The sequence below is a fragment of the Micromonospora chokoriensis genome, assembly GCF_900091505.1.
Taxonomy (GTDB): Bacteria; Actinomycetota; Actinomycetes; order Mycobacteriales; family Micromonosporaceae; genus Micromonospora; species Micromonospora chokoriensis.
The window spans coordinates 2,277,078-2,290,412 of sequence record NZ_LT607409.1; the positions used below are offsets into that span (position 1 = coordinate 2,277,078).

The window sequence follows — 13,335 nt, forward strand, 5'->3', positions numbered from 1 at the left end:
GTACTCCCGGTTGGCGGGACAGCCGAAAGGGCCTCCGACGCGTTAGCGTGTGCCCCATGTGCGGCAGGTACGCGACGACCCGGAGCTCCGGCGAGCTCAGCGCGCTGTTCGAGGCGTCCGACGACACCGACGGCCTGCTCCGACCGGATCACAACGTCGCGCCGACCGATCGGGTGCCGCTGGTCCGGGTCAGCCCGGAGGGGCATCGCAGTCTCTGCGTGGGCCGCTGGGGCCTGCTGCCGCACTGGTCCCGGTCCGCCGCCGGGGCCGCCCGCATGATCAACGCGCGGGCGGAGACGGTGGCCACCAGCCGGGCGTACGCCGGGTCGTTCTCCCGCCGCCGTTGCCTGGTTCCGGCCGACGGCTGGTACGAGTGGGTCCGTCGGCCGGACGGCGGGCGGCAGCCCTACTACATGACGCCCACGGACGGCTCGGTGCTCGCCCTGGCCGGCATCTGGTCGGTCTGGGAGTCCGGCGCCGACTCCCGACTCACCTTCAGCGTGCTGACCACCGCCGCGCTCGGCGACCTGGCCGAGGTCCATGACCGGATGCCGGTGCTGCTGCCGCCCGGGTCGTGGTCGTCGTGGCTCGCGCCGACGGACGAGCCGGAGCGGTTGCTCGTCCCGGCGTCGGCCGAGCAGTCGGCGGGTTTGGAGATCCGCCCGGTGGGGCCCGCGGTGGGCGACGTCCGTAACGACGGCCCGCACCTGATCGACCGGGTGACGGTCGCGCCGGTGGTAACGCCACAGGAGTTGACGCTGTTCTGAGGTGCCGGCATATCGTCGGGCACCGATTTGACAGCATTGTGCGCGATTCGTCTCCCGACTATTCAGTCATGTTCCCGGCAGACCCTTGTCCCGGTGTTGCGAAGTGCGATAGAACACAGCGCCGGTAGTGGCTGTCGATTCGCACGGGGCGGACGACGTCCACCGATCTTGCCGGTCCCACGGGGGAGGTGGGTGGATGACACGGGCGCGTATGCCCCGGCCGCACGAGGTGGCAGCGGCGCGGCGAGATCCGCGACTGCTGCGGGCATTGCGGGAACGACGACAAGACGACGCGTGGCGCACCAGAGGCACCTGTCAGAGCGTCGATCCGGAGACATTCTTTCCGGCGCCGAACGAGCCAGCGGACGCTGCCGTCGCGCTGTGCCGCAGTTGTGATGTGCAAGGGTCCTGCCTGGCCTGGGCCCTGGACGTCGGTGACTGCCACGGCGTCTGGGGGGCGACCACGCCGCGCGAGCGGCGGGCGATGCTGGTGGCCTGGCGGGGCGAGGTCGAACCTGACCCGGACGCCGTCGACGACGCCGGTCCGCCGGTGCGGGACCGGCTACTCACCCTGGTGCCGCTCAGCTGACAGCGGCCCGGTCCACCACCGGGCGTCCCGGACGCGGCGCAGAATGGGCCGGTGCCGACCAGCGACCAGATAGACACCCCGCGCGGTCCGGCGGGGATCACCACCGACCTGCCGACCCGCCCGGCGACCGCGCTGCTCGTGCTCGGTCACGGGGCGGGCGGCAGCGTCGACGCACCCGACCTGCTCGCGGTCTCCGACGCGTCGGTCGCGGCCGGCCTGGCGGTGGTCCGGGTGACCCAGCCCTACCGGGTCGCCGGTCGACGTGCGCCCGCGCCCGCGGGTCACCTCGACGAGGCCTGGACGGCGGTGCTCGCCGTGTTGCGCGATCGGCACGCCGACGCGCCGACGGTGCTGGTCGGAGGTCGTTCCAGCGGTGCCCGGGTGGCCTGTCGGACGGCGCGTGCGGTGGGCGCGGCCGGCGTGGTCGCGTTGGCCTTCCCGCTGCACCCGCCCGGACGGCCGGAGCGTTCGCGCGCCGCCGAACTGGCCACCGGCCTGCCGACGCTCGTCGTCAACGGTGACCGGGATCCGTTCGGTACGCCGGAGCCGACGCAGGGCGTGCAGGTGGTGAGCCGTCCGGGGGAGACGCACGACCTGCGGCGCGATCCGGCGGGCACGGCGACCGTCGTGCGGGACTGGCTGCGGGCCCAGGGCTGGGCGGCCGACTGAGCGGCTCGGCCCGGCGACCGTTTCCGCTGCCGGGCTGTGCGGCTGTGCCCGGCGACCGAGGTGCCGGGCTGTGCCACTGTGCCGGCGACCGTTTCGCTGCAGGGCTGTGCGGCTGTGCCGGCGACCGTTTCCGGTGCCGGGCAAGGGTCGTTGCATCGGATGGTGCCACCGGGCCGGTTCGAGCCGGAGGCGCCAGTCCTCCCAGGCCCTTCCTGGTCCCAGCGCCGGCCGCCGTCGGGGCCGGGACCAGGAACGGGAAGGCCCGGACGGAATGCCCCAGTGGTCATCTCGCGTTACAGACCCCGGACGACTTTTCTGCGAGGGGGGTGACCGGTGCCGACCGAGACACGGAGCCTGAAACGGGACGAGCGGGACGCCCGGCAGCTGAAGCGGCTGCTGGATGGACCGGAATGGCCTGCGACGGCGGGACCGGGCGGGGCTGGCGTGGTGAGCACGGGCACACCAGCCGGAAGTGAATCTGCGGGCAGGTCCGTACGCGTATCCTCGGCGGGAAAGCATCCGACGCGAGGGGATGTGCGGTTGACCACCGAGAAGACGGACGAGCGCAGGGCCCGATTCGAGCGGGACGCGATGCCATTCGTCGATCAGCTCTACGCTGCTGGGCTGCGGATGACACGCAACCCGGCGGATGCCGAGGACCTGGTCCAGGAGACGTACCTGAAGGCGTACGCGGCCTTCCACCAGTTCGAGCAGGGCACGAACCTGAAGGCCTGGCTCTACCGGATCCTGACCAACACCTACATCAACTCCTACCGCAAGCGGCAGCGCCAACCGATCCAGGCGCCGACCGAGGAGATCACCGACTGGCAGCTCGCCGAGGCCGAGTCGCACACCTCCAGCGGGTTGCGTTCGGCGGAGACCGAGGCACTGGACCGGCTCCCGGACAGCGACGTGAAGGAGGCCCTCCAGCAGTTGCCGGAGGAGTTCCGCCTGGCCGTCTACCTGACCGATGTCGAGGGCTTCTCGTACAAGGAGGTCGCGGACATCATGGGCACGCCGATCGGCACCGTGATGTCGCGTCTGCACCGGGGCCGTCGTAATCTGCGCAAGCTGCTTGAGCGCTACGCCGGGGAGCGGGGCTTCAGTGCCGCCCGCTCGTCCAAGGGCTCCAGCACCGCCGCTGCCGGCCAGGAGGTGTGACGTGAGCTGTGGGGAGCCGCACGAGACAGACTGCCGCGAGGTGCTCGCGGAGGTCTACCTCTACCTGGATCTGGAGTGCGCCGACGAGCGGCGCTCCCTGATCCGGCACCACCTCGACGAGTGCGGGCCCTGCCTGCGTGAGTACGGGCTGGAGCAGGAGGTGCGGGCGCTGGTGGCGCGTTGCTGCGGCAACGAGACCGCGCCGGACGAGCTGCGCGAACGGCTTCGGGTCAAGCTCACCGAGTTGGTGGTCTTCGAGACCAGTGACTCCCGCGAGCTGGCCGACTGAGCGTCAGCACATCTGACGGACCAACACCGGTGGCCCGGGTCGACGTGGACCCGGGCCACCGGTGTGCCCGGCGTCCGCCGGGTGGGGCTGATCGGTGACGGGCCGCCGGCCCGTCGACCCGGTCAGGAGTTGGGACGCTTGCCGTGGTTCGCGGCGCTCTTCTTACGGGCCTTCTTCTTGCGGGACTTCTTCGCCATGCTGACCTCCTCGTGATGGGTCGGATCCGTCCTGCGCACGACCTCGGCGCGGGTGCACCCACCGGCCGTCCGGCGTCGGGTCCGACCCGCTGATGGTAGTGCTGTCGACACCCGTCGCCTTCCCCAGGGCGGATGTGGCATCCGGCTGTGCCGCTGTCCGCTCACCGCCGTCCGGCGCATGATTGGATACGACGGCAGACACATCGCGAAGAGGGAGGGCCCGGACATGGCCGAGGAGATCCGCGCCGAGATGGTGGCGAACGTCTGGAAGGTCGTCGCCACGGCTGGTGACACGGTGGCCGAGGGCGACACCCTGGTGATCCTCGAGTCGATGAAGATGGAGATCCCGGTCGTCGCCGAGTCCGAGGGTGTGATCCAGCAGCTCGCCGTGCACGAGGGCGACGTCGTGCAGGACGGCGACCTGATCGCGGTGATTGCTTGACCGGGCTGCGGGTCCGTCCTGCCGAGCCGGCCGACTTCCCGGCGGTGGCCCGGCTGACGGTGGCCGCGTACGAGGCGGACGGTCAGCTCAAGGGCGAGCACGGGTACGGCGCGGTGCTGGCCGACGTGTCGACCCGGGCCGACAGTGGCGAGGTGCTGGTCGCCGTTGACGAGGCGACCGACGCGGTGCTCGGCTCGGTGACCTTCGTGCTGCCGGGCACCCGCTTCGCGGAGCTGTCCGGGCCGGGTGAGGCGGAGTTCCGGATGCTCGCGGTCGACCCGGGCGCCCAGGGGCGGGGCGTGGGCGCCGCGCTGGCGCGGGCGTGCGTCGCGCGCGCGAGCGAGTTGGGCTGCGTGGCGGTGGTGATCTGTGTCCGCGCCGGGATGGCTCTCCCGGCCCACCGGCTCTATTCGCGGCTCGGGTTCGCCCGCGCGCCGGGGAAGGACTGGTCGCCGGCGCCGGGGGTGGATCTGCTCGGTCTGCGGTTGGACCTCACGCGCGGCTGACCGCCCGGCGGATCAGCCCGGGCCGGGCGCGTCCTGGTGCGGAGTCGCGCTCGGATCGGCCGGCGGGGCGTGCTCTGTGCCGATGGCGGCCAGCAGCTCGTCGGCGACCTCCAGGGCGAGCTTGCGGCGTTCGTCGTCGCTGATGTGCGGGGCGCGGAGCGCGAACCAGCTGCCGTGCACCGCGAACAGGGACAGGGTGGCGCGCAGTTGGGCGGCGGGGGAGTCGTCGCCCCGGCACAGCGCGTCGGCGAGCGTCATCATCCGGCCGCGCATCTGCTGGCCGGCGGCGAGACTCTTCAGCACGGTCTGGTTCTGCTCGAAGAACCGCATCACCGACGGCATCTCGCCGCTGAACATCGTGTCGGCGTAGCGGGAGACGAGCTCGCGCCGGGTGTCCAGGGTCGCGGGCTGCGACGCGGCCCAGGCGGTCAGCGCGTCGATCTGCACCAGCCGGTCCTCGACGAAGCTGGCGACGATGTCGTCCTTGCTCTTGAAGTGGTAGTAGAGCGCGGCCTTGGTGACGTTGAGGCGCTCGGCGATCTCCCGCAGCGAGGTCTTCTCGTACCCCTGCTCGGTGAAGAGCTCGAGCGCGACGGCCTTGATCCGCTCCCGCGTGCCGCCTGTGCTCTCCCTCACCCACGCCCCCCAATTGGCTTGACCGCTCGTTGGTGCCAACTTACCGTGCGGCTAGTAAGGTGACTAGCCGGGCGGCAAGTAAGTGTGGCAATCCTCGGGGGGAGCTTACCCATGACACAGGCAACCCAGGCCGGCGCACGACCCAACAACATCCGGGTCGTGCTGTTCGGGCTGATGATCGCGATGATGCTCGCGATGCTCGACAACATGATCGTCAGCACCGCGTTACCGCGGATCGTCGGCGAGTTCGGCGGCCTCAACCACTTCACCTGGGTGGTCACCGCGTACGTCCTGGGCACCACCGTCTCCACCCCCATCTGGGGCAAGCTCGGTGACCTCTACGGCCGCAAGTCGGTCTTCCTGACCTCGGTCGTCATCTTCCTCGTCGGCTCCGCCCTCTGCGGTATGGCCGGTTCCGGGATGCTCGGCGGCCCGCAGGACGGCATGATGCAGCTGATCGCCTTCCGGGCCGTGCAGGGTCTCGGTGCCGGCGGCCTCATGGTCGGCGTGATGGCGATCATCGGGGACCTGGTCCCGCCCCGCGAGCGCGGGCGTTACCAGGGCATGATCGCCGGCATCATGGCGATCGCCATGGTCGCCGGCCCACTGGTCGGCGGCTTCATCACCGACCACCTCTCCTGGCGCTGGGCGTTCTACGTGAACCTGCCGCTGGGCGGCGTCGCGCTGCTCGTGCTGATCACCACCATGCACCTGCCGAAGTACCGCACCGAGCACCGGATCGACTGGCTCGGCGCGGGTCTGCTCTCGGTCGGCATCACCGCGATCGTGCTCATCACCACCTGGGGTGGCAACGAGTACGACTGGACGTCCCCGCAGATCTTCGGCCTGGCCGTTCTGGCCGTGCTCGCGTTGGTGGCGTTCGGCCTGGTGGAGCGTCGGGTCCAGGAGCCGATCCTGCCGTTGGGGCTCTTCGCCAACCGCAACTTCGCGTTGATCTCGGTGATTGGGTTCCTGCTCGGCTTCGCGATGTTCGGCGCGATGAACTTCCTGCCGCTCTACCAGCAGACGGTGCAGGGCGCGTCGGCGACCAACAGCGGTCTGCTGCTGCTGCCCCTGATGTTCGGCATGCTCGTCGTCTCGCTGGTCATCGGTCGGGCGATCACCAAGAACGGCAGGTACCGGGCGTACCCGATCATCGGTGGTGTGGTGATGGCCGCCGGCATGGCCCTGCTGTCCATGCTCGACACCGACACCAGCAAGCTGACCTCCTCGCTCTACATGATCGTGCTCGGTGTCGGCATGGGCTTCCTCATGCAGACGTCGATGCTGATCGCGCAGAACAGCGTGGAGCAGAAGGACCTCGGCGCGGCCAGCGGCGCGGCGACGTTCTTCCGGTCGATCGGCGGCTCGTTCGGCATCTCGCTGTTCGGCGCGATCTTCGCCAACCGGCTGGCCAGCTCGGAGGGTGGCCGGGCCTTCGGTGGCGGCGAGGCCGGGGCCGGCATGGACCTGGCGAAGCTCAAGGAACTGCCCGCCCAGGCACGCGAGTTGGTGCTCGGCGGTCTCTCCGACGCGATCTCGCACGTGTTCCTGTGGGCGGTGCTGTTCACCGTCGTGATCCCGGTGCTCGCCTGGTTCATCAAGGAGATCCCGCTGCGGACCGCCAACGAGGCGCCGCCGCAGGCCACCCCGGAGGAGGAGGCCGAGGTCGCTCTCGGCAAGGCCCCCGTCGCCTGATCCGATATCCGCATCGCGCGCCGCGTCGTCCCGTCCGGGGCGGCGCGGCGTGTGTTCTCCGCCGAAGCGCGGTTACCGGTGGCGCAGGCGTTGCCAGAGGCGGCGTAGCGGATTGCGAGGTCGGGGAACCCGGTCGGAACGCCTGCCGAGCAGGTCGGTGGCGAGCGCCGCGGTGGCCGGATCCACCTCCGGGGCGGCAAGCGCCAGATGGGCCAGTGAACCGGCGATCGGGACCGGCCGGGTCCGCGCCACGTCGGCCACGTCGGCGAGCCGCTCCGCCACCACCCGCGCCACGTCCGCGCGCACCGCGGGGTCCACCCAGGCGGCGGTCACCAGGGCGAACAGCGCCGCCTCGGTGACCCAGTCCTCGACCCCCCAGATCAGGTCGAGCAGCACCCGGCGGCGGGTCGAACCCTCCCACGGCTCGTCGGTGCGGTGGTGCAGCAGACCCAGGCAGGCCCACACCTGCACACCCCGGACCCAGACCGACGGGTCGTGGGCGGCCAGTAGCCGACCCACCGCGTTGGCCGGTGCCGCGGGCGGGTGCACCAGCAGGCCGAGCAGGTCGGCCACGTCGAGACCGGCCAGGCTCACCGCCGCGTCGTAGGCCGCGGGCGGGTGTGGCCACGCCGGGTGCGCGATCTGTCCGATCCGTTCGACAGCCGTCGCCGAGGGGGTCGGCAGGGCCGGCGTGGGTACGTCGTCGGCGTACCGCCACAGCTGGTGGGCGGACGCCCGTCGCGGCTCGCGCGGGTCCGGTTCCAGCGGGCTCCCGACGACGTCGATCCGCAGCCCGGGGGCTGTCGACGCCGCCGTCCGGACAGCGCTCGGCGGGGCCGGGGCGGTCAGGTGTACGACGCTGCCGAGGCCGTTGTCGTCGTCGGCCACCGCCTGGCGCACCGCGTCGGGCAGCGGGCCGTCGGCCGGGGTCAGCTGACCGAGCCAGGGCCGGGCCCGGCAGCACTGGGCCAGATCGCCGTGCTCGTGGGTGTCGTCGGGGTGATCCCGGACGAAGTCGGCGAGCGCGACCAGGTGGGCCAGGTCGCCGTCGCGCAGGTGCCGCAGACGGTGTGCGGTGTGCACCGCGCAGTCGAACGACGGGTCGCGCGCCAGCGCCCGCTCGGTCCACTCCAGCGCCTCGTCGAGCCGGCCGATGTCGGCCAGGGTGCCGGCGATGTCCGCGTAGATCGCCAGGTCGTCGGGGTCCAGCTCGACGGCCCGACCGAGAGCCGCGAGGCCGTCGCGGGTCCGACCCGCGCTGCGGTACGCGTACCCGAGCCAGACCTCGCCCATCTTCGACTGCTGTGCGCGTACCCCCCGGGCGGCCCAGCGGACCGCCTGGGCGGCTTCGCCGACGCGCCGGGCCAGCGCGGACGCCGCTCCCAGCAGCAGGCTGTGCTCGGGGTGCACGGTGACCGCGTTGCGGGCCAGTGTCAGGTACGGCGTGAGGGCGGCGCGGCCGACCCGTGGCACCGGGTCGGGCAGGGCGGCGCACACCTGCATGAGGACGCGGGCGATGTGTTCGGGGTCCAGTCGTTCGGCCAGCTCGGGTGCGGTGACCCAGGGCACCTCGGCCCACGGGGCGCCGGGCGCGTACGTGGTGGCCGCGGCCAGCAGTTCCAGCCCTTCGGCCGGGCGACCGGCGGTGGCGAGCAGGTGGGCGCGGGCGACGACGGCGCCCACGAACGTGTGGTGGTTGATCGGGAAGAGGTCGAGGCCACCGTCGCTCACCGCGGCGAGTCGGGCCAGCGTCTCGTGCACCTCGGGCAGGGTGGGCGCCCGCGCCATCGCGCCGGCGAGGTGACCGGCGGCGTGGTGCAGGTCGCCCTCGTCCAGTGCCAGCCGGGCCAGCGCCAGCTCCTCCGTGGCGGAGAGCGCGGCATCGTCCGTTCCCTCGGGCACGTCGTCCTCTCGTCGCAGACTCAACCGTGTGTGCAGCGGGCCAAGCGTAGTTGATATTGGGATCATTCGGTGATCATCTGCGCACTCCTGCTCGTTAAATTGCTCGAATATGGGGAATGGTGCAAGACTGAGCAGGAAACGCGCGGGAACCGCGCAGGGGAGGAGTGTCCGTGACACGCGCAGGGGCTGGCATGGCCGCCGACATCGACGAGCAGCCGGCCGGCTACGCACGGCTGCTCTCCGCCGCCAACGCCGCCGAGATCGCCCGGGTGGCGGCGGTCATCGCCGAACGCCGTCCGCGGCACGTGGTCTTCACCGCCCGGGGCACCTCCGACCACGCGGCCCTCTACGGCGCGTACCTGACCGAGATCCGGCTCGGCCTGCCCGCCGGGCTCGCCTCACCCAGCGTGGTCACCCTGTTCGGGGCCCGACCCGACCTGTCCGGCGCGCTCGTCGTCGGGGTCAGTCAGAGCGGCGGTTCCCCCGACCTGGCCGAGGTGCTGCGTGCCGCCCGCGCCTCCGGTGCGCTGACCCTCGCGGTGACCAACGCCCCCGACTCTCCGCTGGTCGACGTGGCCGAGCTGAGCGTCGACATCGCCGCCGGGCACGAGCGGGCGGTGGCCGCCACCAAGACGTACACCGCCGAGCTGCTCGCCCTGCTGATGCTGGTGGAGGGGGTCCGAGCCGGCGACGGCGTGCTCCCGGCCGCCGAGCGGCAGGCGCTCGACGCGCTGCCCGAACTGGCCGCCCGCACCCTCGCCGACGACACTCCGGCCCGACTCGCGCCGCGCTACCGGTTCGCCCGGCAACTGGTCACCACCGGTCGGGGGTACGCGTACCCGACCGCCCGGGAGGCCGCGCTGAAGCTGATGGAGACCTCCTACCTGCCGGCGCTCGCGTTCTCCGGCGCCGACCTGCTGCACGGTCCGCTCGCGATGACCGACCCGGAGGTCCCGGTGCTCGCCGTGGTCGGCTCCGGCCCGGGTGGACGGTCGATGGGTGAGGTGCTGCCCCGCCTCGGTGAACGCCGCGCCGACGTGGTGGTGGTCGGCTCCGCCGAGGTGCCGGGGGCCACCCGGCTGGCCGTTCCCGAGGTCGACGAGCGGTACGCCCCACTGCTGGACATCCTGCCGTTGCAGCGGTTGGCCCTGGCCCTGGCCCTCACCCGGGGTGAGGACCCGGACGCGCCACGCGGGTTGAAGAAGGTCACCGCGACGATGTGAGGCGCGGCGTGGCACCCTGGTCACCGTGTCCACGCTGCGCGACCTCGCCGAGGAGCACACCCATCTCCGTCCGGCCGACATCGACCACCTGCACCGCATCGCCGGCGACTGGCAACTGCTCTCCGATCTGTCCTTCGCCGACCTGCTGCTCTGGGTGCCGGTCGACGCCGACGGCACGTTCCTCTGCGTCGCCCAGGTCCGCCCGACGACCGCCCCCACCGCGTACCAGGACGACCAGGTGGGGCGCATCGTCGGCGGGCCGGAGGTGGCCCACCTGGGCGTCGCGTACTCCCAGGGCCGGATCTGGCGCGAGGGTGACCCGGTCTGGTACGGCGACGTGCCGGCCCGGCACGAGGCGATCCCGGTCCGGCTGCGCACCGCCGAGGGGGAGGCCGGTGAGGTGATCGCCGTGGTGGGGCGGGACACCAACCTCTCCACCGCGCGTACGCCGAGTCAGCTGGAACTCAACTACCTGACCACAGCGGACGACCTGGCGCAGATGATCGCGGACGGCACCTTCCCGCCGCCCCGGCATCCCGGCGAGACCACCTCCGCGCCCCGGGTCGGCGACGGCCTCGTCCGGCTCGACGCCGGGGGGAAGGTCACCTACGCCAGCCCGAACGCCCAGTCCGCGTACCGCCGACTGGGCTACGCCTCCCATCTGGTGGGTGAGGACCTGGCCGCGCTGCACCGCCGGCTGGCCGGCGATCCGTTGGAGGGCACCGAGGCGGCGAACGGCATCCTGGCCGCGCTGCGCGGCGAGGGGCCGCCGCGACGGGAGATCGACGCCCGCGGGGCCACGATGCTCACCCGGGCGTTGCCGCTGATGCCCGCCGGGGTGCCGATCGGCGCGCTGGTGCTGGTCCGGGACATCACCGAGGTCCGGCGTCGCGACCGGGCGCTGATCACCAAGGACGCCACCATCCGGGAGATCCACCACCGGGTGAAGAACAACCTCCAGACCGTGGCCGCGCTGCTGCGGTTGCAGGCCCGCCGGGTGGCCATGCCGGAAGCGCGGGTCGCGCTGGAGGAGTCGGTACGCCGGGTCGCGTCGATCGCCCTGGTGCACGAGACGCTCTCCATGTCCAGCGACGAGGCGGTCGAGTTCGACGGCATCGTCGACCGGGTCTCCAGCGCGGCGACCGAGGTCGCGGCGACCGAGGTGAGCGTCGGCATGCGACGGCGGGGCAGTTTCGGCGTGCTGCCGGCGGAGATCGCCACCTCGTTGGTGATGGTCCTCAACGAGTTGCTGCTCAACGCCGTCGAGCACGGCTTTCCGCCGAGCGACGAGGAGGCCGAGCCCCGGACCGCCGCCGCCTCCGGAATGGTGCCGGTCGCGGTGCCCGAGGTCGACCCGGAGCTGCGACCCGAGGTGGTGGTCTCGGCGCACCGGTTCCGCAAGATGCTGCACGTCTCGGTGGCCGACAACGGGCGCGGCCTGCCGCCGGACTTCGACGCCGAACGTGCCAGTCGGCTCGGCCTCCAGATCGTCCGGGCCCTGGTCACCGGGGAGTTGCGCGGCACCATCGAGCTGCGCGCCGGAGCCAACGGCGGCACCGAGGCGGTGCTGGTCGTCCCGCTGGCGCGTAACGCCCCGGACGGTCGCTCACAGGCCTGAAGCGCACGCCTGGCGTTCCGGTCGTGTCATAAATATGACTCAGAGGTATATCGCCTTCTCGGAGGTACATCGCCTTGAGGAAGACGCCGCCGCCGGCGCCGGCTCAGTTGGCGGGGCGGGTCAGCAGGGCGACGGCCAGGCCGGGGCGCTGCCAAACCTGGGTGACGGTGAACTGCGCGCGGAGCGCGTCCCCCTTGGCGCCGGGCACGGCGGCCGCCGGATCGGTGTGCCGGCCGCTGACGACCAGCCACACCCGGTGCGTGCCGGCCAGGCACTGCGCCGGTTGGGGGCACTCGGCGGCCCACAGGTCCCCCCGGCGGGCCTCGTCCTCGGTGACCAGCACATCGCGGGGCGGGTCGTGGAGGTGGTATTCGATGCCGAGGTCGAGGAAGAGCCAGCTGTGGCGGGGTGAGTAGACCACCGCGTCGCCCGGCCGCTGACCGTCACCGATCACCCGTGCCGCGCCCGCGTAGTCCACCGGCGCGTTGCGCGGCCACTCGTGGGTCCGCCGCAGCGCGGCCTGGTCGGGGAGGCCGAGCAGCCCGGCCAGGAGCACCACGGCGAGCGCGGCCGGTGCGGCCACCGCGGCCAGGGCCGCGCCCGCCAACAGGCACGCGAAGGGCACCACGAAGACCAGGTACCGGGGCACCCACAGGGGTACGACAGCGCCGGCAGCGAAGAGCAGCAGCACCGGCAGCAGCACCGCGCTCACCGGCAGCAGCGCCCGACGTCCGAGCCGTGCCGCGCCCAACGCGGCCACCCCGAGCAGCAGACCGCCCACCACACTGCTCTGGGCCACGCCGCCGGGCAGCGCGGTCAGGTCGTCCAGCCGGGACAGACCGACCCAGTTCAGCTGCCGAGACTGCTGGGTCCGGGCCTTGACCAGCAACGGACCGGCGAGCAGCACCACCGGCACCACGGCGACGACCCACCGCCACACCCGCCGGTCCCGCGCCTCCTTGCGATCGCCCGGCACGGTGGTGCCCGAGGCGGCGAGTCCGCGCCACCAGGCGAGCACGACGACCAGCGCGTGCGCGGCGAGCAGCGTCAGCGCGATCAGGTGGACGAGTCCGAGAGCGGTGACCGCGACGGCGTACCCGGCCCAACGGGCCCAGCTCGGCCGTCGCAGCGCGGTCACCAGGAGCACCGTGGCGAGCACCGCGAGCATGGTGGCCAGCGCGTACGGGCGGGCCTCCTGGCCGTAGCGCGACGTGCCGGGGAGCACCGCGAACAGCAGGCCGGCGAAGAGGCCGGTGCGCCGGTCGACGAGCCGCGCGCCGAGCACGGCGAGCAGCCCGGCGGCCACTGTCATCGCCAGCACGGCCGGCACGCGCAGGGCGATGGTGGAGTCGCCGGCGATCCTGGTCCAGACGTGCATCAGCAGGTAGTACGGCCCGGTGGCGGCGTCGATGGTGTCGGCCAGGCGGGCCAGGTCGGTGGGTGACCGGGTGGCCGCGCTCCAGGTGGCCAGCTCGTCGCGCCAGAGTTGGGCGGAGCCCAGCCCGGTCACCGTCACCGCCAGGGTCACCAGCGCCGGGGGGAGCCATACCGGTGGGCGGCGCAGGTGGTCCCACGCCGCCCCGCTCGACTTCTCGGACAATCCGCCCACGGTTCGAGCCTGCCACGGCACTGCCGCCC

At 72.4% G+C, this 13,335-nt stretch carries 14 protein-coding genes; 10 read left to right on the forward strand and 4 right to left on the reverse strand.

Features of this window, described 5'->3' with window-relative positions; all coding sequences use genetic code 11:
* The first annotated feature begins 56 nt into the window (after positions 1 to 56).
* The 5 genes from GA0070612_RS10775 to rsrA all read left to right on the forward strand — a co-directional run bounded on the left by GA0070612_RS10775 (position 57) and on the right by rsrA (position 3,475).
* On the forward strand, positions 57 to 767 hold the full coding sequence (locus GA0070612_RS10775; RefSeq protein WP_088987785.1) for an SOS response-associated peptidase: 711 nt from the start codon (positions 57 to 59) through the stop codon (positions 765 to 767).
* Between the two features lie 196 nt (positions 768 to 963).
* Entirely contained in the window at positions 964 to 1,356 is a 393-nt protein-coding gene (locus GA0070612_RS10780; RefSeq protein WP_088987786.1) for a WhiB family transcriptional regulator, read from the forward strand.
* A 51-nt stretch (positions 1,357 to 1,407) separates the two neighbouring features.
* Positions 1,408 to 2,025: an alpha/beta hydrolase family protein gene (locus GA0070612_RS10785; RefSeq protein ID WP_088987787.1), complete on the forward strand. Its 618-nt coding sequence runs from the start codon at positions 1,408 to 1,410 to the stop codon at positions 2,023 to 2,025.
* A gap of 333 nt (positions 2,026 to 2,358) precedes the next feature.
* Positions 2,359 to 3,186: a sigma-70 family RNA polymerase sigma factor gene (locus GA0070612_RS10790; RefSeq protein WP_088987788.1), complete on the forward strand. Its 828-nt coding sequence runs from the start codon at positions 2,359 to 2,361 to the stop codon at positions 3,184 to 3,186.
* 1 nt (position 3,187) lies between these two features.
* A complete protein-coding gene (gene rsrA, locus GA0070612_RS10795; protein ID WP_030336658.1) occupies positions 3,188 to 3,475 on the forward strand; it encodes a mycothiol system anti-sigma-R factor in 288 nt (95 codons plus the stop codon).
* 122 nt (positions 3,476 to 3,597) lie between these two features.
* Here the strand turns inward: rsrA and GA0070612_RS33010 are convergent, their stop codons facing one another.
* Positions 3,598 to 3,672, reverse strand: a complete 75-nt coding sequence (locus GA0070612_RS33010; RefSeq protein ID WP_369814844.1) for a 50S ribosomal protein bL37 — start codon at positions 3,670 to 3,672, stop codon at positions 3,598 to 3,600.
* 226 nt (positions 3,673 to 3,898) lie between these two features.
* On the opposite strand from GA0070612_RS33010, the gene GA0070612_RS10800 reads away from it, so the two are divergent.
* Both GA0070612_RS10800 and GA0070612_RS10805 read left to right on the forward strand, forming a co-directional pair.
* Positions 3,899 to 4,114 carry a biotin/lipoyl-binding carrier protein gene (locus GA0070612_RS10800; protein WP_088987789.1) on the forward strand — a complete coding sequence of 72 codons (216 nt, stop codon included), beginning with the start codon at positions 3,899 to 3,901 and terminating at the stop codon, positions 4,112 to 4,114.
* Complete coding sequence (locus tag GA0070612_RS10805) at positions 4,111 to 4,620, forward strand: GNAT family N-acetyltransferase (RefSeq protein WP_088987790.1); 510 nt, start codon at positions 4,111 to 4,113, stop codon at positions 4,618 to 4,620. Before GA0070612_RS10800 ends, GA0070612_RS10805 begins: the two co-directional genes overlap by 4 nt.
* 12 nt (positions 4,621 to 4,632) lie before the next feature.
* On the opposite strand, the gene GA0070612_RS10810 is transcribed toward GA0070612_RS10805, so the two are convergent.
* Positions 4,633 to 5,256 carry a TetR/AcrR family transcriptional regulator gene (locus tag GA0070612_RS10810; RefSeq protein WP_088987791.1) on the reverse strand — a complete coding sequence of 208 codons (624 nt, stop codon included), beginning with the start codon at positions 5,254 to 5,256 and terminating at the stop codon, positions 4,633 to 4,635.
* 111 nt (positions 5,257 to 5,367) lie between these two features.
* Here GA0070612_RS10810 and GA0070612_RS10815 point away from each other — a divergent pair, with 111 nt between their 5' ends.
* The gene (locus GA0070612_RS10815; protein ID WP_088987792.1) at positions 5,368 to 6,954 is read left to right on the forward strand and encodes an MDR family MFS transporter; all 1,587 of its coding nucleotides are present in this window, start codon (positions 5,368 to 5,370) and stop codon (positions 6,952 to 6,954) included.
* A 72-nt stretch (positions 6,955 to 7,026) separates the two neighbouring features.
* On the opposite strand, the gene GA0070612_RS10820 is transcribed toward GA0070612_RS10815, so the two are convergent.
* Entirely contained in the window at positions 7,027 to 8,856 is a 1,830-nt protein-coding gene (locus GA0070612_RS10820) for a tetratricopeptide repeat protein (RefSeq protein ID WP_088987793.1), read from the reverse strand.
* 191 nt (positions 8,857 to 9,047) lie between these two features.
* Here GA0070612_RS10820 and GA0070612_RS10825 point away from each other — a divergent pair, with 191 nt between their 5' ends.
* Both GA0070612_RS10825 and GA0070612_RS10830 read left to right on the forward strand, forming a co-directional pair.
* Positions 9,048 to 10,079: an SIS domain-containing protein gene (locus tag GA0070612_RS10825; protein ID WP_088987794.1), complete on the forward strand. Its 1,032-nt coding sequence runs from the start codon at positions 9,048 to 9,050 to the stop codon at positions 10,077 to 10,079.
* A 25-nt stretch (positions 10,080 to 10,104) separates the two neighbouring features.
* Positions 10,105 to 11,697 carry a PAS domain-containing sensor histidine kinase gene (locus tag GA0070612_RS10830; protein ID WP_088987795.1) on the forward strand — a complete coding sequence of 531 codons (1,593 nt, stop codon included), beginning with the start codon at positions 10,105 to 10,107 and terminating at the stop codon, positions 11,695 to 11,697.
* 103 nt (positions 11,698 to 11,800) lie between these two features.
* Here GA0070612_RS10830 and GA0070612_RS10835 read toward each other — a convergent pair whose 3' ends face one another.
* Complete coding sequence (locus GA0070612_RS10835; protein ID WP_088987796.1) at positions 11,801 to 13,306, reverse strand: glycosyltransferase family 39 protein; 1,506 nt, start codon at positions 13,304 to 13,306, stop codon at positions 11,801 to 11,803.
* Positions 13,307 to 13,335 lie beyond the last annotated feature (29 nt).